Origin of the sequence: Bartonella rhinolophi (assembly GCF_036576165.1) — a bacterium.
Lineage (GTDB): Bacteria > Pseudomonadota > Alphaproteobacteria > Rhizobiales > Rhizobiaceae > Bartonella.
The window spans coordinates 51,342-75,913 of sequence record NZ_JBAFWY010000002.1; the positions used below are offsets into that span (position 1 = coordinate 51,342).

General features: G+C 37.7%; 24 protein-coding genes and 1 pseudogene. 18 read left to right on the forward strand and 7 right to left on the reverse strand.

The window, feature by feature from the left end:
- The first annotated feature begins 3 nt into the window (after positions 1–3).
- Positions 4–480: an SsrA-binding protein SmpB gene (gene smpB / locus V5N67_RS02550; protein ID WP_332060343.1), complete on the forward strand. Its 477-nt coding sequence runs from the start codon at positions 4–6 to the stop codon at positions 478–480.
- A gap of 47 nt (positions 481–527) precedes the next feature.
- Here smpB and V5N67_RS02555 read toward each other — a convergent pair whose 3' ends face one another.
- The gene (locus V5N67_RS02555) at positions 528–1,196 is read right to left on the reverse strand and encodes a uracil-DNA glycosylase (RefSeq protein WP_332060431.1); all 669 of its coding nucleotides are present in this window, start codon (positions 1,194–1,196) and stop codon (positions 528–530) included.
- A 586-nt stretch (positions 1,197–1,782) separates the two neighbouring features.
- Between V5N67_RS02555 and rpoZ the strand changes: the two genes are divergently transcribed.
- From rpoZ to panB, 11 genes are all read left to right on the forward strand, one after another.
- Positions 1,783–2,181: a DNA-directed RNA polymerase subunit omega gene (gene rpoZ / locus V5N67_RS02560; protein WP_332060344.1), complete on the forward strand. Its 399-nt coding sequence runs from the start codon at positions 1,783–1,785 to the stop codon at positions 2,179–2,181.
- A 121-nt stretch (positions 2,182–2,302) separates the two neighbouring features.
- On the forward strand, positions 2,303–4,531 hold the full coding sequence (locus V5N67_RS02565; RefSeq protein WP_332060345.1) for a RelA/SpoT family protein: 2,229 nt from the start codon (positions 2,303–2,305) through the stop codon (positions 4,529–4,531).
- A gap of 17 nt (positions 4,532–4,548) precedes the next feature.
- A complete protein-coding gene (pyrE, locus tag V5N67_RS02570; RefSeq protein ID WP_332060346.1) occupies positions 4,549–5,127 on the forward strand; it encodes an orotate phosphoribosyltransferase in 579 nt (192 codons plus the stop codon).
- Positions 5,128–5,224: 97 nt separating this feature from the next.
- Positions 5,225–5,827: a DUF2062 domain-containing protein gene (locus V5N67_RS02575; protein WP_332060347.1), complete on the forward strand. Its 603-nt coding sequence runs from the start codon at positions 5,225–5,227 to the stop codon at positions 5,825–5,827.
- The gene (gene acpS / locus V5N67_RS02580; RefSeq protein ID WP_332060348.1) at positions 5,824–6,222 is read left to right on the forward strand and encodes a holo-ACP synthase; all 399 of its coding nucleotides are present in this window, start codon (positions 5,824–5,826) and stop codon (positions 6,220–6,222) included. Before V5N67_RS02575 ends, acpS begins: the two co-directional genes overlap by 4 nt.
- An 85-nt stretch (positions 6,223–6,307) precedes the next feature.
- Positions 6,308–7,120: a signal peptidase I gene (lepB, locus tag V5N67_RS02585; protein WP_332060349.1), complete on the forward strand. Its 813-nt coding sequence runs from the start codon at positions 6,308–6,310 to the stop codon at positions 7,118–7,120.
- Positions 7,101–7,808 carry a ribonuclease III gene (gene rnc, locus V5N67_RS02590; protein WP_332060432.1) on the forward strand — a complete coding sequence of 236 codons (708 nt, stop codon included), beginning with the start codon at positions 7,101–7,103 and terminating at the stop codon, positions 7,806–7,808. The genes lepB and rnc overlap by 20 nt, the downstream gene beginning before the upstream one ends.
- Complete coding sequence (gene era, locus V5N67_RS02595) at positions 7,801–8,706, forward strand: GTPase Era (protein ID WP_332060350.1); 906 nt, start codon at positions 7,801–7,803, stop codon at positions 8,704–8,706. Before rnc ends, era begins: the two co-directional genes overlap by 8 nt.
- Position 8,707: 1 nt before the next feature.
- Positions 8,708–9,454 carry a DNA repair protein RecO gene (recO, locus tag V5N67_RS02600; protein ID WP_332060351.1) on the forward strand — a complete coding sequence of 249 codons (747 nt, stop codon included), beginning with the start codon at positions 8,708–8,710 and terminating at the stop codon, positions 9,452–9,454.
- A 27-nt stretch (positions 9,455–9,481) separates the two neighbouring features.
- Entirely contained in the window at positions 9,482–10,327 is an 846-nt protein-coding gene (gene panC, locus V5N67_RS02605; protein WP_332060352.1) for a pantoate--beta-alanine ligase, read from the forward strand.
- Positions 10,328–10,338: 11 nt separating this feature from the next.
- The gene (gene panB / locus V5N67_RS02610; RefSeq protein ID WP_332060353.1) at positions 10,339–11,154 is read left to right on the forward strand and encodes a 3-methyl-2-oxobutanoate hydroxymethyltransferase; all 816 of its coding nucleotides are present in this window, start codon (positions 10,339–10,341) and stop codon (positions 11,152–11,154) included.
- A 424-nt stretch (positions 11,155–11,578) separates the two neighbouring features.
- Here the strand turns inward: panB and V5N67_RS02615 are convergent, their stop codons facing one another.
- Positions 11,579–12,199 (reverse strand): YfbR-like 5'-deoxynucleotidase, encoded by a 621-nt coding sequence (locus tag V5N67_RS02615; protein ID WP_332060354.1) that lies wholly within the window; start codon positions 12,197–12,199, stop codon positions 11,579–11,581.
- Positions 12,199–13,071 carry a CAF17-like 4Fe-4S cluster assembly/insertion protein YgfZ gene (ygfZ, locus tag V5N67_RS02620; protein ID WP_332060355.1) on the reverse strand — a complete coding sequence of 291 codons (873 nt, stop codon included), beginning with the start codon at positions 13,069–13,071 and terminating at the stop codon, positions 12,199–12,201. Before ygfZ ends, V5N67_RS02615 begins: the two co-directional genes overlap by 1 nt.
- A 64-nt stretch (positions 13,072–13,135) precedes the next feature.
- Between ygfZ and V5N67_RS02625 the strand changes: the two genes are divergently transcribed.
- Positions 13,136–14,464 (forward strand): dihydroorotase, encoded by a 1,329-nt coding sequence (locus tag V5N67_RS02625; protein ID WP_332060356.1) that lies wholly within the window; start codon positions 13,136–13,138, stop codon positions 14,462–14,464.
- Positions 14,465–14,678: 214 nt separating this feature from the next.
- On the opposite strand, the gene V5N67_RS02630 is transcribed toward V5N67_RS02625, so the two are convergent.
- Positions 14,679–15,050, reverse strand: a complete 372-nt coding sequence (locus tag V5N67_RS02630) for a TIGR02301 family protein (RefSeq protein ID WP_332060433.1) — start codon at positions 15,048–15,050, stop codon at positions 14,679–14,681.
- Between the two features lie 520 nt (positions 15,051–15,570).
- Here V5N67_RS02630 and cysS point away from each other — a divergent pair.
- The 5 genes and pseudogenes from cysS to pssA all read left to right on the forward strand — a co-directional run bounded on the left by cysS (position 15,571) and on the right by pssA (position 21,486).
- Positions 15,571–17,079 (forward strand): cysteine--tRNA ligase, encoded by a 1,509-nt coding sequence (gene cysS / locus V5N67_RS02635; RefSeq protein ID WP_332060434.1) that lies wholly within the window; start codon positions 15,571–15,573, stop codon positions 17,077–17,079.
- A 44-nt stretch (positions 17,080–17,123) separates the two neighbouring features.
- A pseudogene (locus V5N67_RS06825) lies at positions 17,124–17,800 on the forward strand (YetF domain-containing protein).
- A 143-nt stretch (positions 17,801–17,943) separates the two neighbouring features.
- A complete protein-coding gene (locus V5N67_RS02640) occupies positions 17,944–19,827 on the forward strand; it encodes an ABCB family ABC transporter ATP-binding protein/permease (RefSeq protein WP_332060357.1) in 1,884 nt (627 codons plus the stop codon).
- A gap of 112 nt (positions 19,828–19,939) precedes the next feature.
- Positions 19,940–20,638 carry a phosphatidylserine decarboxylase gene (locus V5N67_RS02645; RefSeq protein ID WP_332060358.1) on the forward strand — a complete coding sequence of 233 codons (699 nt, stop codon included), beginning with the start codon at positions 19,940–19,942 and terminating at the stop codon, positions 20,636–20,638.
- A gap of 8 nt (positions 20,639–20,646) precedes the next feature.
- A complete protein-coding gene (pssA, locus tag V5N67_RS02650) occupies positions 20,647–21,486 on the forward strand; it encodes a CDP-diacylglycerol--serine O-phosphatidyltransferase (protein WP_332060359.1) in 840 nt (279 codons plus the stop codon).
- 76 nt (positions 21,487–21,562) lie between these two features.
- Here the strand turns inward: pssA and V5N67_RS02655 are convergent, their stop codons facing one another.
- The 3 genes from V5N67_RS02655 to V5N67_RS02665 form a co-directional block, all read right to left on the reverse strand.
- A complete protein-coding gene (locus V5N67_RS02655) occupies positions 21,563–22,312 on the reverse strand; it encodes an SDR family NAD(P)-dependent oxidoreductase (protein ID WP_332060435.1) in 750 nt (249 codons plus the stop codon).
- 2 nt (positions 22,313–22,314) lie between these two features.
- Entirely contained in the window at positions 22,315–23,805 is a 1,491-nt protein-coding gene (gene purF / locus V5N67_RS02660; RefSeq protein WP_332060360.1) for an amidophosphoribosyltransferase, read from the reverse strand.
- 78 nt (positions 23,806–23,883) lie between these two features.
- Positions 23,884–24,465 (reverse strand): CvpA family protein, encoded by a 582-nt coding sequence (locus V5N67_RS02665; RefSeq protein ID WP_332060361.1) that lies wholly within the window; start codon positions 24,463–24,465, stop codon positions 23,884–23,886.
- Between the last annotated feature and the right edge of the window lie 107 nt (positions 24,466–24,572).

The window sequence follows — 24,572 nt, forward strand, 5'->3', positions numbered from 1 at the left end:
GCTATGAACAAAAAAAAGAACGCGCTAGTACGAAAAATAATTGCTGACAATCGTAAGGCTCGGTTCAATTTTGAAATTCTCGATAATCTTGAAGCTGGCCTTGTACTTCAGGGAGCAGAAGTGAAATCTTTACGCTCCAATCATGCTAATATTGCTGAAAGTTACGCTAGTTTTGAAAATGGGGAGTTATGGTTAGTTAACAGCTATATTCCTGAGTATACACAGGCTAATCGTTTTAACCATGAGCCGCGTCGTTTGCGTAAATTATTAGTTTCAAAACGTGAAATGGCGCGTTTTTTTAACGCGACTTCTCGCGAAGGAATGACAATTGTTCCACTTAAACTTTACTTTAATGAACGAGGGCGTGTTAAGTTAGAGATTGCTCTGGCGCGTGGAAAAAAACTTCATGATAAACGTGAAGTGGAAAAAAAGCGTGATTGGGGACGTGAAAAAGCACGACTTTTAAAAAAATATGGATGATAAAATTGGTTAATATATCCTTTTTTATTGTACAATTTAATGGGCTTTCAGTTTTGATCTAGATATATTTTTGCTGCTTGAAAAACTTGATGAAACATAGCCTCTGTTAAGCGACCAGTATTGGTATTATAGCGCGAACAGTGATAGCTCGAAAAGATACGTAATCTGCCAACGTCACTGATTCTTCCATGTTCGAAAGGGTGTGCCAAAATTTTTGCATTTAAAGCGCGTATAGTTGAATGGTGAGCAATAGTGCCAAGAGTGATAACAGCTTTAAGATTGGGAAGATTTGTTAAAAGGGGCGAAAAGAAATATCGGCAAGTGTTAATTTCGGCACCAGTGGGTTTATTTTCTGGTGGAACGCAGCGTACTGAGTTGACAATTGCTACATCAATGAGTTCAAGATTATCGTCTGCTCTTTCCTCAAAGGTGCCTTGGGCAAAACCAAATTTTTTTAAAGTGGAATAAAGTAGTCGTCCAGCATAATCACCAGTAAATGGGCGGCCAGTTCGGTTTGCACCGCGTAATCCAGGAGCAAGTCCGACAATCAGAAGACGTGTTGTGGTTGCGCCTTTATAGGGAAAGAATGGGCTTACTGGTGCATTATACCAGCTTGGTTCTTTTATTCGCCAATCGCTGATAAATTTATGCAAGCGGGGGCATAAATCGCAATTTTGCGGTGGTTTTGGACAAAGCGATGTTAATTGGTTATGCATGGCATGGGCATCAATCATTTTTATACAAAATCCTTTTGAGTTGTTTATGAGATATATGACGGATTATGTTTTTGTAGATAATCGCATGATTAATATAAATGAGCTATTTAAATATCACTTATGATATAAAATTATTGCATATAGCTTCGAAATAGAGGCAGTTTTTTAGCGATTAACATGATAAAAAGGATGGTTAATTAATATAGCATTCAGTGGGATAAAATTTTTTATATTTAACAAATATATTATCATTAAATAGCCTGCATGAGGCTATCATTGCTTTAAAAAAATTTTAATAAAATTGAATGATTGATATAACTTTAAAGGGTAAAGTTTTTAGAGCATAATTTCATTAACTAAGGATATAGTGTTTTTGTTTGAAGTTAGTACTATGAGAATCTTTTTTAGCACAGCATTCATAATTGAGCTGCAGAGGTTATGCTTTTTTATGAAGCTTTAAAAAATTTTCTCCAAGAAGCTTTTTTGCAAAAGTATTAAAGCTTGTGTTGTTTTTCTTGTGTTTTATTTTGATTGTTGTATATAAATATATTAATACGAAATTTTAAATCTTTAGAAAGAGGCATAGATGGCTCGCGTAACGGTAGAAGATTGCATTGATAAAGTCGATAACCGATTTGAGTTAGTGCTTTTAGCTGGGCATAGGGCGCGTCAAATTTCACAGGGTGCGCAGATTACTATTGATCGTGATAATGATAAAAATCCAGTCGTTGCTTTACGTGAAATAGCAGAAGAAACGTTATCGCCTGCTGATTTGAAAGAAGATCTTATCCATTCGTTGCAAAAGCATGTAGAAGTGGATGAGCCAGAAGCGGTGAATGAATTTATTTCTCACTCAGGGGAAAGCGACAGTGTTTTCGGTACATCATCGGAAGAAGAAAACTGTCCGTTTGATTATATGTCGGAAGAAGATCTTTTAGCAGGTATAGAAGGTTTGGTTGTTCCAGAGAAGAGTGACGATTATTAATTTTAGCGGTTCGCATCATGAAAACTACTATACGGTTGTCATGAGGAGTAGATGCTTTTTAGTGAGAGAGTATTCACGTTCAATAAGGGTTAGGTTGTGAAAATATAAAGGATCTTCTTGTATGATGCGTCAGTGTGAGCTTGTTGAGCGTGTTCAACGTTACAAGTCTGACGTGGATGAGGCTCTGTTAAATAGAGCGTACGATTATGCAATGCGAAAGCATGGTCACCAAAAGCGTGCTTCAGGGGATCTTTATTTTTCTCATCCTTTAGAAGTTGCCGCTATTTTAACAGATATGCGGTTAGATGAGGCGACGATTGCTGTTGCTCTTTTGCATGATACCATTGAAGATACAAGCGCAACACGGGCAGAAATTGATCAGCTGTTTGGATCTGAAATTGGCAAGTTAGTTGAAGGACTTACAAAGCTTAACAAGCTTGATCTTGTGTCGAAGAAGGCAATACAAGCAGAAAATCTCCGTAAACTTCTTATTGCTATTTCTGATGATGTTCGTGTTCTTTTGGTTAAACTTGCAGATCGTCTTCATAATATGCGTACCCTTGCTGTTATGCGTGATGATAAACGTCGGCGAATTGCTGAGGAGACAATGGATATTTATGCGCCGCTTGCTGGCCGTATGGGGATGCAGGATATGCGCGAAGAATTAGAGGATCTTTCTTTTTTTTATTTGAATCCAGAAGGTTATCATACTATTACTAATCGACTTTCTGAATTATCGAAGCGCAATCGTGATTTACTCTCTACGATTGAAAATGAATTGACAAAACTTTTTTTTGAGCATGGCATTAAAGCTGATGTTAAAAGTCGTCAAAAAAAGTCTTATTCAGTTTTTCGTAAAATGGAAAGCAAGGCATTATCTTTTGAACAATTGTCCGATATTTTTGGATTTCGTGTAATTGTTAAAACGGTAAATGATTGTTATCGTGCTCTTGGTGTTATCCATACTACGTGGCCAATGGTTCCTGGTCGTTTTAAAGATTATATTTCTATCCCAAAGCAAAATGATTATCGTTCTATCCATACAACGATTGTAGGTCCTTCAAGACAACGTGTTGAATTACAGATTAGAACTGCTGCTATGGATGAAATTGCTGAATATGGCGTTGCGGCGCATTCCATTTATAAGGAACATGGTTCTCATTATTCTACTTCAAAATTATCTAATGAAACTAACGCTTATGCATGGTTGCGTCAAACGATTCAATCTTTATCAGATGGGGATAATCCAGAAGAGTTTTTAGAACATACAAAGCTTGAACTTTTTCAGGATCAAGTTTTCTGTTTTACTCCGAAAGGTCGATTGATTGCCTTTCCTAAAGGTGCGACACCTATTGATTTTGCTTATGCAGTTCACACCGACATTGGTGACTCCTGTGTGGGGGTAAAAATTAATGGTCGCATTATGCCTTTAATGACTAAATTAAAAAATGGTGATGAAGTTGACATTATACGTTCACAAGCTCAAATTCCTCCAGCAGCTTGGGAATTTCTTGTCGTAACGGGAAAAGCGCGTTCAGCTATTCGTCGAGCAACTCGCGCAGCAGTACGTAAGCAATATTCGGGTCTAGGATATCGCATTCTTGAGCGTTCGTTTGAATATATGGGCAAACAATTTTCAGAAGATGTCCTTAAGCAAGTGTTGCCACGTTTGGCACGCAAGGATGTGGAAGATGTCTTGGCAGCTGTTGGACGTGGCGAATTGCCTTCTGCTGATGTAATTAAAGCGGTTTATCCTGATTATCAAGATCACCGTGTGGTACAAAAATCATCTTTTAGACCTGGGGAAGAAGGTTGGTTCAACATTGAAAATGCTCAAGGTATGATTTTTAAAGTACCAGAAAATGAAAATGGTGCAACTTCAGAGAAGAGGCATCAATGTAAAGCCTTACCTATTCGAGGAACCCAAGGAGATATTCCGGTTCGGTTTTCTCCTGAAGGAGCTGTGCCAGGAGATCGGATTGTTGGCATTATGCAACCCGGTGCAGGGATTGTTATTTATCCAATACAATCTTCGGCTTTGATGGCGTATGATGATCAGCCAGAACGGTGGATTGATGTCCGCTGGGATATCGATGCCCAAATGAGTGAACGTTTTCCTGCTCGTATTAATGTTTCAGTTGTTAATAGCCCTGGTTCTTTAGCAGAAATTACTCAGGTTATTTCTGCCAATGATGCTAATATTCAAAATTTATCTTTTATTCGTACTGCACCAGATTTTACAGAAATTATAATTGATTTAGAGGTTTGGGATTTAAAACATTTGAATCGTATCTTTTCTCAGTTAAAAGAAGCAGATTCGGTTGGTACAGTGCATCGGGTTCATGGATAAAAATGAGAGATTTTGTAATGAATACACAGGATGTGATTGATATTTTCAAACAGGCAGACGCCATTATGGAAGGGCATTTTATTTTAACATCAGGTCGCCATAGTGCTACTTATATGCAGAAAGCGAAAGTATTCATGCATGCTGACTTGACGGAAAAATTGTGTTGCGGGTTAGCTGAAAAAATCAAAAGATGCGTTAAAGGAAAAATTGATTATGTGGTTGGTCCTGCAATTGGCGGTCTTATTCCCTCATACGAAACTTCGCGTCATCTTGGTATTCCTTCTCTTTGGGTAGAGCGTGTGAGTGGCGTATTTCAGTTGCGTCGTTTTGAAATAGAGAAGGGTGCGCGGGTTGTGATTGTTGAAGATATTGTAACAACGGGTCTTTCTATTCGTGAGACAATCCAGGCTCTGGTTGCGGCAGGAGCAGATGTGGTGGCAAGTGCGTGTATCTTTGATCGTTCTGGTGGGAAGGTTGATGTTGGAGTTCCGTTGATTGCCCTTGCTGAGTGTGAGATAGTATCTTATGCCAGTGATGCACTGCCTGCTGAGCTTGCGATGATCCCAGCAGTCAAGCCAGGAAGTCGAAATATTTAATGTCTTTATATTTTTTTGTTTTTATGCAAAAGTTCGCTGCGATTAATTTGAATCATATAAATTATTTCGTTTTCATAGGATATATATTGAGAACCGTATGCTTTTTCGCCATCGAGAATCAATGAATTTTGTAAAGCGTATACGACTTTGGTTATGGCCGCGTCGTTCATTTTCTCGTTCATTTTGCTATATGCGGAAACGTATTTTGCGTATATCGGCAACACCGCATAAAGTGGCATTGGGTTTTGCTATCGGTATTTTTTTAGCTTGTTCACCTCTTTTAGGGGTGCACATTATTCTGGCAATAGTTTTTTCTTGGATTTTGCGCGGAAATTTTGCAGCAGCGATCATCGGGACTGTTTTTTCTAATCCAGTAACATTTTTGTTTATTGTTATGGTAGATTATAAGATAGGTTACTTGTGTTTATCGCTTTTTAGCGATGTGAATGAAATCTCTCTTTCTCAAATTCGTGCTCTATTTGATGGTTTGACGATTTCGAATGCGTCTCTTCTTTTCAAGGATGCATGGAATTCGATCATGATGCCGATGATTATCGGTGGTATCTTTTTAGGTTTTATTTTAGGCAGTTTTTCTTATATAGGTGTTTACAGAGCAATAACCCGTTTTCAACAAAAGCGATATCAAAAGATTATGAAAAAGAGACGTTTATGGCAAGGAAATTCGGGTAATATCTCATGATCATTGGGCTTGGAAATGATCTCATTGATATCAGACGCATTGAGAGAATGTTGATTCGTTATGGAGATCGTTTTGTTCAACGTATTTTTACGGATATTGAGCAGAAAAAATCTGAAAATCTCGTAAAAAAATCTTCTTTTTACGCCAAGAGATTTGCTGCCAAAGAAGCATGTGCTAAAGCTCTAGGCACGGGAATCGCTTGCGGTGTGAGTTGGCAAGATATGGAGGTAGTTAATTTACCATCTGGAAAACCAATTATGAAATTAAAAAGTCGCGCACAAATGCAGCTGCGAAAGTTGTTGCCTCCTCATTATGATGCTGTTGTTCATCTCAGCTTAACAGATGATTTTCCTTGGGCGCAGGCATTTATTGTTATTGAGGCACTTCCACGTTGATAAATATTGTGGAAGATCATGTTTTTGTTATTTGAATATTATGATGAGCAGATGAATTGTATCTGTAATGGGAAGGTGGTCTATCATGATCCAGAAAGAGAAAGTGTATAAAAAAGAAAAAAAAGGCGGAATTTTTGAATTTATTTCCGTTTTGATACAGGCTCTATTTTTAGCTGCGCTTATTCGCACGCTTTTTTTTCAGCCTTTTAGTATTCCTTCTGGCTCAATGCGTCCTACTTTGCTGGTAGGTGATTATCTGTTCGTTTCTAAGTACGCATATGGGTATTCTCATTTTTCCATACCCTTTTCTCCTCCTATTTTTTCGGGACGTATTTGGGCATCTCAGCCTCAGCGTGGGGATGTTATGGTTTTTCGTTTACCGAGTAATACAGATATTGATTATATAAAACGCGTTGTTGGTCTCCCAGGGGATCGTATACAGATTCGTCAAAGTGTCCTTTATATCAATGATGAGGCTGTTTCACGTCGCTTTATGGGACAAATTCATAATCCTGATATAACAGAGGTTGACTATCCTGTTGATGTTTATCGCGAGACGATGTCTAATGGTGTCACTTATGATACACTCGATTTAGGATTTTTCCCACAAATTGATGAAACAGAAGTTTTTGAAGTTCCTCAAGGGCATTATTTTGTAATGGGTGATAATCGAGATAATTCAGATGATAGTCGTTTAAGTGTGGGTTATGTTCCAGAGGAAAATCTTATTGGCCGAGCAAGTTTGATTTTTTTCTCTATTAGTAATGGTTCAAGTGCTTGGCAAATTTGGCGCTGGCCGTTTGATGTGCGTTGGAAGCGTTTGTTTTCCTTTATCCATACTGTTTATGATTTGCCGCTCAATAAGCAGGAGATCAATGATGAAGCGCTCAATCATTGATCAACTTGAAAAACTGACGGGGCATCATTTTAAAGATGAGCATCGATTAAAAAGAGCATTAACGCATTCCAGCGTACAGAGTTTGGAGCAGGGAAATTATGAACGATTGGAATTTTTAGGTGATCGAGTCCTTGGGCTTTTGATTGCAGAGATGCTGTATCAGTTTTTCCCACAGGCAAGTGAAGGTGAATTGTCAGTACGTTTAAACGGCTTGGTAAATGCGCGGACATGTGCTGATATTGCGCTAGAAATGGGTTTGCCTGATATGATCTATGTTGGTTTTGAGATGAAAAACTTGGAGGGTCGTCGACTTACAAATATGTACGCTGATGTAGTTGAAGCTTTAATTGCTGTGATGTATCTTGACGGAGGATTGGAGAGCGTTCGCCCCTTTATTCAAAAATATTGGCAAGGTCGAGCACAGAAAATGGGAGCTGGTCGACGTGATTCCAAGACAGAGTTGCAGGAATGGGCGCATGTGCAAGGTTGCGCACAGCCACATTATCAGATTGTAAAACGCTATGGTCCAGATCATGATCCTGTCTTTATGGTCGAGGTAAGTATTCCTGGTTTTGCACCAGAGATTGGGCAAGGCAGTTCAAAGCGATATGCCGAAAGAATGGCAGCTGAGAAAATTTTACGGCGAGAAGGTATATGGGAAACAATGGGAAAAAATGATCATGGATGACGTTATCAAAACGCGTTCTGGTTTTGTTGTACTCATTGGGATGCCTAATGCGGGTAAGTCAACATTGGTTAATCAGCTCGTTGGAACAAAGGTTTCAATTGTAACGCATAAAGTACAGACAACACGGACTTTGATCCGAGGAATCATCATTCATAATGATACGCAAATTGTGTTGATTGATACACCAGGTGTCTTTCGTCCCCATAAGCGGTTAGAACGCGCTATGGTATCTGCTGCTTGGGGAAGTGCTAAAGATGCTGATATTCTTTTAGTTTTGATTGATGTGCAAAGTGGTCTTTCGGACGAAGTTTATGCGATGCTGGATATTGTAAAAAATATGAAACAGGATAAGATTCTTGTCCTTAATAAGATTGATACAGTTGCCAAATCATCCCTTTTAGCATTAACTGCCAAAATTAATGAGCAAGTAAATTTTGTGCAGACATTTATGATTTCAGCTCTTAACGGTTCTGGCTGCAAGGATTTGCTTCACACATTAAGTGCAACGATGCCACAGGGTCCGTGGTATTATCCAGAAGACCAAATTTCAGATATGCCTATGCGTCAGCTTGCGGCTGAAATTACGCGTGAAAAACTTTTTCTTCGCCTTCATGATGAGCTTCCTTATTCTTCAACAGTTGAAACAGAAAATTGGGAAGAGCGCCCAGATGGTTCAGTAAAGATTAATCAAGTTATTTATGTAGAGCGTGATAGTCAGAAAAAAATTGTTTTAGGAACAAAAGGAGATACAATTAAAGCAATTGGTCAGGCAGCACGTAAGGAATTAATGGAAATTATGGATCAGAAGGTTCATCTTTTTCTATTTGTAAAAGTGCGTGATAATTGGGATACTGATCCAGAGCGTTACCGTGAAATGGGATTGAACTTTTTAAAATAAAATGAGATGGAAAGAACAAGCCATTATTCTTGGCACACGTCAGCATGGTGAAACAAGCGTTATTCTTGAAATTATGACGCGTCAGCATGGTCGCTATATGGGGGTAGTAAAAGGGGGGCGTTCACGTCGTATGGCAGCTCTTCTTCAACCTGGAAATTTTGTAGAGGCTGAGTGGTGGGCACGTTTAGATGAACATTTGGGGCTTTTTCGGCTTGAAGCACTTGATTTACATGCTGCACGGTTAATTATTTTACCAGAGGCACTTTATGCTTTGCAGCTGATAGCTTGCCATTTGCGCCTTCTTCCTGAGCGTGATCCGCATCCTATTTTATATGATATTTTATATCTTTTTATGCAAAATTTTGACGAGCTGTTCGTAAATGCAGAATTGCTTGTACGTTTTGAAATGCGACTCCTTGAAGAACTTGGCTTTGGTCTTGATTTATCTCGTTGTGCTGCAACGGGGTGTCAAGAAAAACTTTATTATGTCTCACCAAAATCAGGGCGTGCTGTATGCGAGGACGCAGGATATCCTTGGAAAAAAAAGCTTCTAATTTTACCACAGTTTCTTGTACAAAGAACCGTCCGTCCTACAAATTATAGTGACATAATAAATGGTTTTATTTTAACAGGTTTTTTTTTAATGCGTCATGTCTGGGAACCACGGGGGATAAAGCAGCCATCAATGCGTATTAATTTAATACAATTGTTTGAACGACGGTTTTGTGCAGAAGCGTTAATTTGTTAATTTGAGAAAAATGAATAGAATATAAAAATGCGAATTTTAAGAAAAATTGCTGAAGTACGCGAATATATTGCAAAAGAGCGATGTTTAGGATTTTCAATTGGTTTTGTTCCAACTATGGGGGCATTGCATAATGGCCATCTTGCATTAGTACAGCGAGCAAGGACAGTGTGTGACCGAATATTGGTTTCTATTTTTGTTAATCCGAAGCAATTTGGTCCTCACGAAGATTTTGATCAATATCCAAGAGATTTGATGGGTGATTGTGCTTTATTGAAAAAAGCGGGTGTAGAATATGTTTTTGCACCTTCTGTGGAAGAAATGTGGCCACTAGACAATGAAACAAGTGTGAAGGTAGAAAAGTTATCATGCATTTTAGTGGGAAAGTTACGTCCAGAGCATTTTTGTGGTGTGACCAGCGTTGTTGCTAAGCTTTTTAACATTGTTCAGCCAGATAAGGCTTTTTTTGGGGAGAAGGATTTTCAACAGCTTCTGATTATTCGTCGTATGGTTGAAGATTTGGCTTTTCCTGTTGAAATTGTTGGAGTGCCTATTTTACGTGAAGCAGATGGTTTAGCAAGTTCTTCACGGAATCAGTTGTTAACATTAGAAGATCGCAAAGCTGCAAAAATTATTCCTGAGAGCGGTAAAGCTGCTGAAAAGCTTTATCTCCAAGGTGAACGGTCTGTTGATAAATTGTACAAAGTTGTGCACGATACTTTACAACAGGAATCGCGTGCGATTATTGAATCAATAGATTTACGAGATATGAAAACTTTATGCGAGATCAAAGGAACACTGGATACACCTGCAGTTTTATTACTAACTGTCCGCTTTGGTGATGTTAGACTTATTGATCAATATATATTGCAATAGAAGGGTTAAAAATGAGTGTACATAAAACCATAAAACGTATTACTGCTTCTGAAATACGATCAAGAAAAGGAAAAGAACCGATTGTTTCTTTAACGGCTTATCAAGCTTATACGGCACGGATTGCTGATCCATATTGCGATTTACTTTTGGTGGGTGACAGCGTTGGTATGATTGTGCATGGGTTTGATACAACACTTCCTGTTGACTTAGATATGATGATTCTGCATGGAAAGGCAGTTATGCGTGGGTCTAAGAGGGCACTTGTGGTTGTTGATATGCCTTTTGGTTCTTATGAAGAAAGCAAAGAACAAGCTTTTTCTAATGCGTCACGTATTCTGGCAGAAACAGGTTGTGGTGCTATTAAGCTAGAAGGTGGTGTTTATATAGCAGAAACAATTGATTTTTTATGTAAACGTGGCATTCCAGTTGTGGGGCATATTGGTCTTACTCCACAGGCGGTAAACTGTTTTGGTGGTTTTAAGACGCAAGGGCGTAAAGAGGGTGATTGGCAAAAAATTGAAGCAGATGGGGTGGCAATTGAAGAGGCAGGTGCTTTTGCTGTTGTTATAGAAGGGGTTGTGGAACCCTTAGCGGTAAAGCTGACAGAAAAGCTTTCTATTCCTACTATTGGTATTGGTGCATCCAAACAGTGTGATGGACAGATATTGGTCATGGAAGATATGTTGGGCTATGGTGCCTATGTACCTAAGTTTGTGCGTCGTTATGGTGTTCTTGAACAAGCTGTAGAAACTGCAATTAAGAGTTATGCAGATGATGTCAAAGCACGTGCTTTTCCAGCAGATTCAGAAGTTTATAAGCTTAAATAAAGTTCAGTTTAATATAAAAATTATCACAAGAGAGCATTTGTTTCTAAATTCTGATATTTAACATGCATTCCTTTATATGTACCTTGCTTGTATGCAAAGTGCAGCATGGTTTTTTGTATGTTATTTCATTTGTATAAATTGACCAATGAATTTGTAAATTTTCTGAGGTATGTTCGATATTGGATTGTCGCGAATGCTTGGGTTTAATGATGTTCATTTTTTGCAGATTTTAAGCTATGCGTTATTATAATGATAGCGATTGTAGAGTCCTAAAGCTTCACGGGATAATGATGAAAAAAGTGTTTGCTTCACTCTTTTTATGATTGTTCTCAAATATAGGTATGAATGAGAGAAGGCTATAAACTAATATATTTTTATGAGCTTTGTAGTTGCAATCATAAAGGATGAAAAGTCAGAAAAAATATTAATATGGTCTTTGAGTGTCAAGGTTATTAAAACGGGTTAAAAAGGTGTGTTCAATTTGTTGTGTGGAATATGATTGCAAAATAAGATCGTCGGGTAAAATATTATTTGGAGATCCAAAATAGTGGAGAGCTTCTTCTGAATTAAATCCAGCGAGAGTGATGGCTTCGTAGAATGCAGCAATACGGTCAGCTTGTTTAATTTTGTTTACGAGTTTTTGAGAAAGATCAATGGGGAGAGAAAAACGCATGTGAATAGCATCTTGTATACGCTTTTCGATGAGTTTATATTGCTCGCCTATGGCAGCTTTAAAGGGTGAGATCATATCGCCAATAACGTATTCTGGTGCATCATGAAGCAATGCACAAAGGCGTTCGTTGTTACACGATTGTGGAGAAATTTTCTGAAATATTTGCTCTACCAAAAGTGAATGTTGTGCGACAGAATAGGCATGCTCTCCTTGTGTTTGACCGTTCCAACGTGCAACGCGGGCAAGCCCGTGAGCAATATCTTCGATTTCAATATCAAAAGGTGAAGGATTTAGTAAGTCAAGTCGCCGTCCAGAAAGCATTCTTTGCCAAGCGCGCGCTTCTCCATTTTGTGATAATTCAGCTTTAGCCATTAGTTAGTTTCCACAGTGTTTTCAGGAAAGGTAAAATTCATATTTTCAGCAATATTTATTGTGACAGGGGCATTTTCTACTGTAAATGTGATATTGTTATTCATGGCATCTTTAACGTGATCAATACGCATTAAAGCTAAGGCTTCGTTTGCAGAACATGTTCCCAAACAACCAAGCACTTTTGTTCCTGCTGTAATGCTGGATTTTGAGGCTAGTTTGTGTTGGCTTTTTACTACCAAAATACGACGACGCGCCGCACGACGATGATGCATTCGTGAAATCACTTCTTGTCCGATATAGCAACCTTTATTAAATGTTAATCCACCGATTTGATCGTAATTAATATCATGAGGAAAGACTTTTCCTATTTCATAGTCTTCATCACTTTCTGCAATTGCATAACGGATACGCAATTTATTCCAAGTATCATTATATTCTGGAGCAGAAAAAGGTGTTTTTCCATAAGTTCGTAATATCCTCTCTTTTTGTGGAAATCGCTTATCAATAAAACTTAAATTACAATCTAAACTGTCTATTTCCTTTTCATTATTCCACAAAACCGTAACCATTTCTTGTAGTGGTTGTGTAATTTCTACTTTTTTATGCAATTTATAGAGAAGAAGGCGTTTTTGGAAGGTGTCCGCTAAAGATGCAACAATATCGATCAGATAGCCATCATTTATTTTGCCTATTAAAAAATCAGCAATAACCTTTCCTTGTGGAGATAAGAGAGCTCCAGGAAAAATTTCTTGTGGTTTAATTTGTTTTACGTCTGTTGTGATAAGAACTTGCAGAAAATTTGTTGCTTCTTCACCTGTAACTTTAATAATTTTACGGTTTTTAAAGCGAATGGCATGTTGTTTTTCGTTCATGGTTCTTGCCTTTCTGCTCAAAGTTACATAATCGATAAAGAGGGGATATGTTAGGAGCACGGTTATGTTTAAAACATTTGATACAATTTTAAAAGGTGCAATACTTGTGAACCATGATGGAAGTAGCAAGCGTGATATTGGTATCACAAACGGTCGTATTGCTGAAATTGGTGATCTGACATGTGCGTCTGCTGGTGAAGTGATTGATTGTACAGGGCTTCATATTTTACCTGGTATTATTGATAGCCAAGTTCATTTTCGCGAGCCAGGCAATGAACATAAGGAGGATTTAGAAAGTGGCTCATATTCTGCTGTTTTAGGAGGTGTTACAACAGTGTTTGAAATGCCTAACACCAACCCATTGACTACGTCGGAAGAAGCATTAACCGATAAGGTTAAACGTGGATTTCACCGGATGCATTGTGATTTTGCATTTTGGGTTGGGGGAACGCGTGAAAATACATCAGAATTGGCTGAGTTAGAAAGACTTTCTGGTGCTGCTGGAATTAAAGTTTTTATGGGGTCTTCTACGGGGAATCTTTTGGTGGATGATGATGAAAGTGTACGTCTTATTTTGAAAAACACACGTCGTCGTGTGGCTTTTCATTCTGAAGATGAGGCAAGGCTCAATGAACGTAAAATGTTGCGTATTGAAGGGGATGCATCATCACATCCAATTTGGCGTGATGAAGTTGCAGCATTAAAATGTACACAGCGTTTAGTTAAAATTGCACATGAAATGAAAGCGCGTATTCATGTGTTACATCTTTCTACAGCGGAAGAAATTGATTTTTTGAAGAATCATAAAGATATAGCAACAATTGAAGTAACTCAACATCATTTGACGTTAACTGCTGATGATTATCAGCGACTTGGCACATTGATTCAGATGAATCCGCCTATTCGTGAAAATTTTCATCGTGAATCTCTTTGGTACGGTGTTCAGCAGGGAATTGTTGATGTTTTGGGTTCCGATCATGCTCCTCATACGCTTGAAGAAAAGCATAAGCCTTATCCTTCTTCGCCTTCAGGGATGACAGGTGTGCAGACAACAGCAGCAATTATGCTGACACATGTAAATGCAGGAAAGATATCTCTTGAACGTTTTGTTGATCTCACTTCGCATGGTCCTAGCCGCATTTTTGGTATAAGCTGCAAAGGGCGTCTTGCTGTTGGGTATGATGCTGACTTAACTATTGTTGATCTTAAGCGGGAAGAGATTATTACGAATGCATTGATTGGCTCGCGCGCGGGGTGGACACCTTATGATGGCAAAAAGGTTAAAGGTTGGCCTGTTGGAACCATTATTCGTGGTATGCGGGTTATGTGGGAAGGTGAAATTGTTACACCTTCGCAAGGTGAACCTGTTAAATTTATAGAAGCTTTGGCATAATCAAATTAAAATTGATAAATCTTATAAGATGATTTTGTGAGTGAAAAAGGTGCTCATTATGCTTTGGTGGTATATAAATAAAAGTACCTTGAGAGTTTATTTTTTAGCAATTGAAGAGTTATCTTTATATCAAATTTGGTTGACTAGCTTATTTGTATTAGAAATTATTATCATTACTATAGCGTAAAGTGGTGACATGATATTTTTATACGGGTCAATTGTTAAAGCGCGTAAGAAGGTTTTCTGATAAGGATCTGCCTTCTGTAACGTATCGTTGGTTTGCTTCAATTGCTGATTGTGTACAATGATGATAATTTGCTGAAAAAGCACGATAAGCTTCATTAAACGCTTCGTAAAAATAAGCGCGTCTTTGTGGAGTTGGTTTTTCTGCTTCAATGAGTGCAGTCATGTGATTATACCATTGATTTGTTGGGGTATTGCAAAGATTTTGCAGATAATGCAGAGATCCCAAAATTTCTGCCAGTCGCAGTAATTTTGTATCATATGGTGGATATTGTTGCGCAAAAGTTGGTATTGATGTTACAAAAAATGTTAAAATAATAATTTTTATCAATATATTACGCATCATTTTTATTGCTCACTTTTAATAAATTTCTGTACGATTACAATCACGGATAAAGTGCTTTTGTCATTGAGTGTATTATTGAGGGATATGACAAAAATTATGCATTATCGGCCGATAGAAAACATATTATGAAATTTAGGGCAGGGGAGATAGTAAGGAAATAAACATGGGAATATTAAAAATTTTAACTGAGTTTTATGTTGTTAAAAATTTCAGATTTTCTGCATGTAATTTTTTTTGCGTGTAAATTTACATTGTTTTGCGTGTCGAAGATTTTCTTCTCTGATATTTTGATCATAAACAAATTGAGTATGATCTTTATCGATAATACTTTTGCTTAATCAAATAAAATACGATTGTTTTTGTTACGGATGGTGGATACAGCATTAGATAAAGTGGAGTGGTTATGAGAATTTTACACCAGATGCATAAAAATCTTATTCTAAGTTCGCATAGCTTGGTGATCTTAAGTAAAATTCACCTAAGAGCGACAAGTCAATATCGCTAACGGAGTATGATGATGAGAGAATTGCGATTTTATAATACGCTTACACGCAAAAAAGAAAATTTTACACCGATAGATGCGACTAAGGTACGTCTTTATGTTTGTGGTCCGACAGTTTATGATTATGCTCACATAGGTAATGCGCGCCCTGTGATTGTTTTTGATGTTTTATTTCGCTTATTGCGCCATATCTATGGTAATGATCATGTTATATATGCTCGTAATATTACAGATGTAGATGATAAGATTAATGCACGAGCAGCCTGCGAGTATTCAGAATTAGCTCTGAATGATGCTATCCGCCAATTGACTGAGCATACATATTCTCAATTTCAACAAGACACAATGGCACTTGGTTGTTTGTTGCCAACAAGCCAACCACGTGCAACTGATCATTTAGAAGAAATGCGCTCTTTGATTGAAAAGTTGCTTCAAAAGGGACACGCTTATAAAGCGGAAAATCATATATTATTTTCTGTAAGTAGCATAAAAAAACATCCTCATTATGGTACACTTGCAAAACGCTCATTAGATGAAATGAGAGCGGGTGCGCGTGTTGATGTTGCTGCTTATAAAAGAGAGGAGATGGATTTCGTTTTATGGAAACCTTCTGCGGAAGGAGAGCCAGGTTGGGCATCACCAGCAGGAATTCCTGTTTTGGGTCGTCCTGGTTGGCATATTGAATGTTCTGCGATGTCGATGGCAAAGCTATTAACTCCTTATGGTGGTGGCTTGATGTGTGATGATCCGACAGCGAATGTTTTTGATATTCATGGTGGTGGTATCGATCTAATTTTTCCTCATCATGAAAATGAAATTGCACAAAGTTGTTCAGTTTTTGGGACTGAACGAATGGCTAACCTTTGGATGCATAATGGTTTTTTGCAAGTTGAAGGTCAGAAAATGTCTAAAAGCCTTGGCAACTTCATTACTATCCGCTCTATTTTAGAGAGTAATTTTTTTGAATTTAATGATGCTGTAACAGATGAAGTGAAACAAAATTGGGCTGGTTTATCTACACGTTTTTCGATGTTACAAACGCATTATCGTGAACCATTAAATTGGACAGCTGAACGTTTAGCACAATCCAGTAGTGAATTGTATCGTTGGTATGAATTGCTTCGCTGTGAAAGAGAAAGCTTGGAGAAGAATGAGGTTTTTGAGGACTCTTTGATAAATATATTAAGTAACGATCTTAACACTCCAAATGCGATTGCTGTTTTGCGAAAATTTTATAAATCAGGTAATGCTGTAGCTCTTGCAAATGGGATGGACTTGTTTGGACTATTGCGGCAAGAGTGGGTTAGAGAAGTAAAATGCCCATTGTTTATGAGAAAAATCTCTCTTGATTCAAAATTTATTGATCGGCGCATTGCTGAAAGATTACGTCTTATCCATAATAAAGAGTGGACAGCTGCGGATACAATTCGTGATGAGCTTGCAATTGAGGGGATTTTACTAAAAGATGGAAAAGATCCACAGACAGGTGAGCGTATAACCAAGTGGGAAATAAAGCGTTTTTAATTACCCATATTTCAATAGCTTTCATGACATAAATAGAGGATTTGATGGAATTTTGTATCATTATAGATATTGCACTTAAATTAGTTGTAGACCTTATTGCTTTCCTCTTTATTTTAAGAACCACAGGGTGTGGCAGCCTTAATCAAAATAGCATCATTGGATTTGGTAAGTAATTTTTTGATGAGTATATCATTGAAGGAGTTATTTACAATCGTATGTTAAGCAGTATTCAATTGTTGCTTGTCTTATTCATTTGGCTCCTTGATTGCATCTTTTAATTTTTTAGCACGCTATTTAGTTTTCTCACCTTCTCATTGTAGAGCAAAGTTTATTACAGTGCAAAATACTGTATTAATTTCAGATGATATTTTTTAAGCTGATAAGATTAAAAACTTGGAGAACAGCGTGAATGATCCAATTATAATGTCGCGTATTAAACAATTGTAGTTTACATGAAGCTGCTTTTGTCTGTTTGGAAATCAATGGCGATTATGCAATTATTAAAAAGGCAGAGGGTAAGAAATTTACCATTCTCAAATGGTGAAACTCTTAATAAAGTCCTTAAAGAGATTAGTAAATCAAAGAAATGGTTTTAAGAGGGATTGAAAAAAGGTGTGTAGAAGTTGAGAGTTTATTTGTGGCAGAATGGTATGAGGATATAGACCAAAATAATAAACCTTATAGTGGATTATTTCTTGTTCCTTTTTCAAAAACAGTCTAACCTCAGATACTAATATCAAGTACTAATACGTGTAGCTTATAGGAAGCTTATAGAAAGAGAGGGGGGAATAATATGGCCCGTAAACTGATGCAGGAGAAGTATTGTATTGCCCATTGGGCACTTGAGAGAGAAATAGTAGTTTTATGAAACAGAATGAAATGATGAAAACTGTGTCGTCAGATACAGGTCAGACTTTGCGCACACTTTATAATTTATGGCCGTATATGTGGCCAGCAGATCGGCGTGATCTGAAAATGCGTGTTGTATGGGCGATATTTTATCTTGTTTTAGCTAAGCTGGTTCTCATATCTGTTCCGTATTTTTTTAAGTATGCTACAGATGTGCTTGATGTGAGATCTAAGTTATCTATGTGGTTTTCATCAAGTTTGCTTGCTCCCATCATGCTCGTTTTGGCGTACAATGCTGCACGTATCGTTCAAGCTGGATTCAACCAGTTACGAGATTCTCTTTTTGCAACCGTTGGTCAACATGCTATTCGTCGCTTAGCTTATAAGACTTTTGTGCATGTTCATGGATTATCTTTGCGATTTCATTTGGAAAGGCGGACTGGTGGGCTTTCTCGTGTGATTGAACGTGGTACGAAGGGAATTGAAGCTATCGTTAGATTTTCAATTCTCAATACAGTTCCAACGGTTTTAGAATTTGTGCTAACGGCACTTGTATTTTATGTCAGCTATGGAGGGCTTTATTTTCTCATAGTTGTAGCAACAGTTGGTTTATATACTTGGTTTACAATCAAAGCGAGCGATTGGCGTATTCGTATTCGACAAAAAATGAATACAGCAGATACTGAGGCCAATACGCGTGCTGTTGATTCTCTTTTGAATTTTGAAACGGTCAAATATTTTGGCAATGAAACTTTAGAAGCACACCAATTTGATTCTTCGATGGCAGATTATGAGAAATCTGCAACGAAAATTTGGACATCATTAAGTTGGCTTAATTTTGGTCAGGCTCTTATTTTTGGTATAGGAATGGCTATCCTGATGTTGATGTCAGCTTACGAAGTTTTTCATGGGACGCAAACTTTAGGAGATTTCGTTTTTATTAATGCACTTTTAATACAGCTTTCCATTCCATTGAACTTTATTGGCTCAATTTACCGTGAAGTTCGACAAGGTATAACAGATATTGAAGCTATGTTTGATCTTTTAGATGCTCGGCAGGAAATTGTTGACAAATCAGATGCCAAGCCATTGGTGGTAGGTGGCGGTACCATTCGATTTAATAAAGTAAAATTTGCTTATGATCAGACACGCCAGATTCTTAAAGATATTGATTTTGAAGTTCCAGGAGGAAAAACAGTTGCAATTGTTGGCCCATCAGGTGCTGGTAAATCGACTATTTCGCGATTACTTTTTCGATTTTATGATGTTGATGAGGGCTCGATTACAATTGATGAACAGGATATTCGTGATGTAACTCAAGAAAGTTTACGTGAAGCTATCGGTATGGTGCCACAAGATACAGTTTTATTTAATGATACAATTGCATATAATATTCGTTATGGGCGTCCAAGTGCTACAGATGAAGAAATGCACAAAGCTGCTCAAATGGCACAGATATCAAAATTTATTGAAATGCTTCCGGAAGGTTTTCAATCGATGGTAGGTGAACGTGGTCTCAAGCTATCAGGTGGTGAAAAACAACGCGTGGCTATTGCGCGAACCTTATTAAAGGCTCCGCCACTTCTTATTTTAGATGAAGCGACTGCGGCTCTTGATACGGCAACAGAACAAGAAATTCAACAGGCATTGGATATTGTAAGCCGTGGGCGTACTACATTGATTATTGCTCATCGTCTTTCTACTGTTATCAATGCTGATGAAATTTTGGTACTCAAACATGGTCGTATTATTGAAAACGGAACACATGATGAGCTTTTGCGTAAGAAAGGTTTATATGCTTCAATGTGGAATAAACAACTTGAAGCATCGCAGGCTGAAGAAAAATTACGTAAAATGCGTGAAGAGGATGAGCTGGGCATTGTTAATCGTAAAAAATAACCTGTGTGAAATGACCTATATTTCATATGGAGTGATTGATTTAGTGTGTAAAAAGAGGGAAAGAACAAAAAAAAATCATTACTTATGAGATTATATCTGAACAGGAAATTATATGAGTATTCTGCAATCTATCCATAATAACTTTGTGCCAATTCATAAAGAAGGTTATCCTTTTATTGTAGCGTTCTTTGTTATTTCTCTCATTCTTGGTTGGATATGGAGTCCATTTTTTTGGTGTGGTCTTGTTTTAACGGTGTGGTGTATATATTTCTTTCGCGATCCAAATCGTGTGATACCTTTGAATCCAAATTGGGTTATATCTCCTGCTGATGGGCGTATCTCGTTCGTTGAGCCGTGCATTCCACCTGAAGAGTTGGGATTGGGTAATAAAGAAATGATTCGTATTTCCGTATTTATGGATATTTTTTCATGCCATATTAATCGTATTCCTATAAGTGGTACGGTAGAGTCTATCGTGTATAGTCCAGGTAAGTTTGTGAATGCTGAGCTTGATAAGGCTAGTCAATTTAATGAGCGTAATGGGGTAGTGATTGACAGCAAACATGGGAAAATTGGTATAGTGCAGATAGCAGGAATGGTTGCGCGTCGGGTTGTTTGTTGGTCAAAAGAAAATGATTCAGTTATTACAGGACAACGTTTTGGTTTGATACGTTTTGGCTCTCGCCTTGATATTTATATTCCGATTGAAGTAAAATTACGTGTTGCGGTTGGCCAAGTAGCTATTGCTGGAGAAACAGTTTTAGGCTCTTTTGATGATAAGAGTGCTATAACTGATTTCAGATTTGACTAGGATAAACAATGAAAAATTTTTCATTATTTTCTTCATTTAATCCTGAAGGACAACATGATGACATTCCAAATCGGTGGCGTTCACCCACGCCGATGCGGTATGTCATCCCCAATATTATTACTGTTTTGGCAATTTGCGCGGGAATGAGTAGTATTCGCTTAGCTTTTGAGCATCGCTATGAGGCTGCTATTTTAATGGTACTTTTAGCAGCAGTTTTAGATGGTGCTGATGGTCGTATTGCTCGTTTAATGGATGGTAGTTCATCTTTTGGGGCACAGATGGATTCTCTTGCTGATGTTGTGAATTTTGGTGTTGCACCTGCACTTATTGTTTACTCTTTTATTTTAACGCAGGTTCATCAAGTAGGTTGGGTGGCAGCTCTTGTTTATTGTGCTGCTTGTTGTTTGCGATTAGCTCGTTTTAATGTAATGTTGGATGACGCTAATATACCAAAATGGAAGGGAAGTTATTTTATTGGTGTTCCTGCGCCAGCAGGGGCGCTATTGCTTTTATTGCCTGTTTATTTGGGAGCTCTTGGCTTGATACCAAGTTGGGGCTGGGCGTTGTTTTTTAGTCTTTATACTGTAGTGATTGCTTTTCTTTTGGTCAGTCGCTTGCCAGTATGGAATGCAAAAACAATTGATCAAAATTTGAGGCGTGATATTGTTGTACCATGCATGCTTTTTATTGTTATTTATGTGGGCTTTCTGGCAACTTACACATGGTATACTTTATTAATCACAGCTGTTGGCTATATGATTTTTTTACCCTGTAGTTTTGTGGCTTATAATAAGCGGGCTGCTTTTGAAGAAAAAAAGATTAATGTGAAAGCTATCAAAAAATCGTAAAGTTTTATATTTTTTTGTAAGATAGAATAAAAATATAAAAAATTGCGGTTAAAATACATGGTTTTTATGATTATAATTAATCAGGTGCATGATAATCCGTAAACCGATTTTTATGGACATTAAAAAGTTTACCTGTTTCTTTTAAATTGGGTGATAATAAATGCACTATTTTTTCTGCAACTTCTTGCGGTGAAGGTAAAGTTTGAGGGTTTTCATGAGGCATAGCTTGCGCGCGCATGGCAGTACGTGTTGCACCTGGATCAACACAATTAATCTTGATATGGGTTTGTTTTAGCTCTTCTGCCCAGCAACGAGCAACAATCTCTAAAGCTGCTTTAGAGGCTGCATAAGGTCCCCAAAAAGCACGTGCGAGATGAGCAACACTTGAGGATAGCAAAACAGCTCGTCCTGCATCAGATTTACGTAATAAAGGTTCAACTGCTTTCATTAAGCGCCACTGGCTCATGAGATTTATTTGAAAAACATCTTCAAATACCGTATTTTGGATATGACTTATTGGTGAAAGTGTTCCAAGGATTCCTGCATTTGCAACCATAATATCGAGTTTCCCCCAGCGCTTAGCAATAGAAATTCCGAGAGAGTCAATATGTTCCATATGATGTAAATCAAGTGGAATGAGCGTTGCAGAAGCACCTTTTTCTTGAATTTTATTGTTAAGTTCAGTTAAGCCACTAATTGTTCGTGCAAGAGCAATAATGTGAGCGCCACGCGCTGCAAGCTCTAACGCTAAATGATAACCAATTCCTCTTGAAGCACCTGTAACGAGTGCGATATATCCATGGAGATTAAAGTCAAGCTTTGTCATCATTAATTTCTTGTCTTAAGGACAGATGATTGACGCATTTTGGGAACCATTTCTTGATCAACAAGATGTGTAGGGTAGTGTCCAGTAAAATAATGATCAGTAAATTGTGGATCAGCGTTATTTCGCTTTTCTCCTGCGACAGCAAGATATAAACCGTCCGTTGAAAGAAATTCTAATGAATCTGCTCCAACAAAACTACACATAGATTTTAAGTCAGGATACTGATTAGCCAAAAGACTTTCAATTGTAGGTGTATCAATTCCATAAAAATCTGGATAAAAAATCATAGGACTAGAAATACGCATATGAACTTCTTTCGCTCCTGCTTCTCGGAGCATTCGCACAATTTTGACGGATGTTGTTCCACGCACGATAGAGTCATCGACCAAAATAACGCGTTTTCCTTCAATGATTGGGCGATTTGCAGAGTGCTTTAATTTCACTCCAAAAGCACGAATTTGTTGTGTTGGTTCGATAAAGGTACGACCAACGTAATGATTCCGAATAATTCCAAGCTCAAAAGGAATTCCAATTTCTTGTGCGTAGCCAATTGCAGCGGGTGTTCCACCATCAGGAACTGGAACCACAACATCACCCTCACAAGGTGCTTCCTGTGCTAAATGAATACCCATATTTTTACGTGCCATATAAACATTTCGTCCTCCAACGATTGAATCAGGACGAGCAAAGTAGACATATTCAAAAAGGCAAAGTTTTTCTGGCTTTTCTATCTCTGGCTTTATAACTTTTTTAGTGATTTCCCCATTTTTTTGTATTTCGCATATAATTATTTCCCCGTTTTTGACATCGCGGACATATTTTGCTCCAATAATATCAAGTGCACAGGTTTCGGAACAAAAGATTGGTTTACCGTCAAGTTCACCCATTACGAGTGGTCGAATACCAGTTGGATCACGTGCTGCAATAAGCTTTGTACGTGTGAGTGCTAACATAGCATATCCACCTTCCACTTGTCGAATAGCATCAACAAAACGGTCAGATGACGATTCATAACGGGAACGAGCAATCAGATGAAGAAAAACTTCAGAATCTGATGTCGATTGACAAATAGCACCAGATGCAATGAGTTCGCGGCGTAATGTAAGACCATTTGTGAGATTGCCATTATGTGCAATAGCAATACCTCCAGCTTTTAATTCAGCAAAGAGAGGTTGTACATTACGTAATGCTACTTCTCCAGTTGTTGAGTAACGTGTATGTCCGATAGCACGATTCCCTGGTAAACGAGCAAGTGTTGCAGGATTTGTGTAGTGATCTCCGACAAGACCAAGATGTTTTTCTTGATGAAACATTTTGTTATGGTAGGAAACAATTCCAGCTGCTTCTTGACCACGGTGTTGAAGTGCATGAAGCCCAAGGGCTGTTAATGTTGCTGCATCTTCATGCCCAAGAATACCGAAAACTCCACATTCCTCATGAAGGGTATCATCATCCAATGAGAATTTCTGAAAGGGAATATCAATTTTTGTCATTATATTTTTTCGGTTATGATATAAAAAATGGTTAATATCGTTACGTTGTATTATCTGATTTTTTTCCCTAATGGAAAATTATTCCTCATTTTGTTGGGACATATTTTTATCAGAATGTTTACCATTTGTGCTTGTATCGTCTCTTTTAAAAAGTTGTTCGGCCTTTTCGAGAGCATAGTCGAGATCTTTGGGTAATATGTCCCAAATTTTTTGACCCAGTGAATCTAAGATGGGCTTTGTTTTTGCATTTTTCAACCAATCAGATTGTTGTTCAGGTTTGATAAGCGCATTAATGAGTAATATGCCAATGACAATAATGAATAAGCCGCGGATTGCTCCAAAGATAAAGCCGATAGTGCGGTCAAGTACACCAATTCGACTATCAATAATAAAATCAGAAATTTTCATTGTAACAACGGAAATAATAATCAAAATAATAATGAAAATCGTAACCACTGTGGCGATCAATGCAACCGTTTTGTTAGAAAGATATTGCTCAAAGAAGGGCAGTACAGGTTTGAATAAAAATAATGTGACAACAGCTGAAATTGCCCAAGACATTAATGAAAGAATTTCACGTGAAAATCCTCGGAGCATGGAGAGAAAAGCAGATAACAAGACGATTATTACGACAATTCCATCAAGGATTGTTATAGCCATCTTTACTTATTCCTTATACATAAGATTGCGTTTTGTTTAAACAATATACGAGTGTGCTTCTGCTTCTTTGCTTCTTATAGCAAAAATCTTTTATATTTTGTAAATTT

Excerpts from the sequence above, each read along its gene's own strand:
- smpB (WP_332060343.1), top strand. The coding sequence starts at position 4 with ATGAACAAAAAAAAGAACGCGCTAGTACGAAAAATAATTGCTGACAAT.
- V5N67_RS02555 (WP_332060431.1), bottom strand. The coding sequence starts at position 1,196 with ATGCATAACCAATTAACATCGCTTTGTCCAAAACCACCGCAAAATTGC.
- rpoZ (WP_332060344.1), top strand. The coding sequence starts at position 1,783 with ATGGCTCGCGTAACGGTAGAAGATTGCATTGATAAAGTCGATAACCGA.
- V5N67_RS02565 (WP_332060345.1), top strand. The coding sequence starts at position 2,303 with ATGATGCGTCAGTGTGAGCTTGTTGAGCGTGTTCAACGTTACAAGTCT.
- pyrE (WP_332060346.1), top strand. The coding sequence starts at position 4,549 with ATGAATACACAGGATGTGATTGATATTTTCAAACAGGCAGACGCCATT.
- V5N67_RS02575 (WP_332060347.1), top strand. The coding sequence starts at position 5,225 with ATGCTTTTTCGCCATCGAGAATCAATGAATTTTGTAAAGCGTATACGA.
- acpS (WP_332060348.1), top strand. The coding sequence starts at position 5,824 with ATGATCATTGGGCTTGGAAATGATCTCATTGATATCAGACGCATTGAG.
- lepB (WP_332060349.1), top strand. The coding sequence starts at position 6,308 with ATGATCCAGAAAGAGAAAGTGTATAAAAAAGAAAAAAAAGGCGGAATT.
- rnc (WP_332060432.1), top strand. The coding sequence starts at position 7,101 with ATGAAGCGCTCAATCATTGATCAACTTGAAAAACTGACGGGGCATCAT.
- era (WP_332060350.1), top strand. The coding sequence starts at position 7,801 with ATGGATGACGTTATCAAAACGCGTTCTGGTTTTGTTGTACTCATTGGG.
- recO (WP_332060351.1), top strand. The coding sequence starts at position 8,708 with ATGAGATGGAAAGAACAAGCCATTATTCTTGGCACACGTCAGCATGGT.
- panC (WP_332060352.1), top strand. The coding sequence starts at position 9,482 with ATGCGAATTTTAAGAAAAATTGCTGAAGTACGCGAATATATTGCAAAA.
- panB (WP_332060353.1), top strand. The coding sequence starts at position 10,339 with ATGAGTGTACATAAAACCATAAAACGTATTACTGCTTCTGAAATACGA.
- V5N67_RS02615 (WP_332060354.1), bottom strand. The coding sequence starts at position 12,199 with ATGGCTAAAGCTGAATTATCACAAAATGGAGAAGCGCGCGCTTGGCAA.
- ygfZ (WP_332060355.1), bottom strand. The coding sequence starts at position 13,071 with ATGAACGAAAAACAACATGCCATTCGCTTTAAAAACCGTAAAATTATT.
- V5N67_RS02625 (WP_332060356.1), top strand. The coding sequence starts at position 13,136 with ATGTTTAAAACATTTGATACAATTTTAAAAGGTGCAATACTTGTGAAC.
- V5N67_RS02630 (WP_332060433.1), bottom strand. The coding sequence starts at position 15,050 with ATGCGTAATATATTGATAAAAATTATTATTTTAACATTTTTTGTAACA.
- cysS (WP_332060434.1), top strand. The coding sequence starts at position 15,571 with ATGAGAGAATTGCGATTTTATAATACGCTTACACGCAAAAAAGAAAAT.
- V5N67_RS02640 (WP_332060357.1), top strand. The coding sequence starts at position 17,944 with ATGAAACAGAATGAAATGATGAAAACTGTGTCGTCAGATACAGGTCAG.
- V5N67_RS02645 (WP_332060358.1), top strand. The coding sequence starts at position 19,940 with ATGAGTATTCTGCAATCTATCCATAATAACTTTGTGCCAATTCATAAA.
- pssA (WP_332060359.1), top strand. The coding sequence starts at position 20,647 with ATGAAAAATTTTTCATTATTTTCTTCATTTAATCCTGAAGGACAACAT.
- V5N67_RS02655 (WP_332060435.1), bottom strand. The coding sequence starts at position 22,312 with ATGACAAAGCTTGACTTTAATCTCCATGGATATATCGCACTCGTTACA.
- purF (WP_332060360.1), bottom strand. The coding sequence starts at position 23,805 with ATGACAAAAATTGATATTCCCTTTCAGAAATTCTCATTGGATGATGAT.
- V5N67_RS02665 (WP_332060361.1), bottom strand. The coding sequence starts at position 24,465 with ATGGCTATAACAATCCTTGATGGAATTGTCGTAATAATCGTCTTGTTA.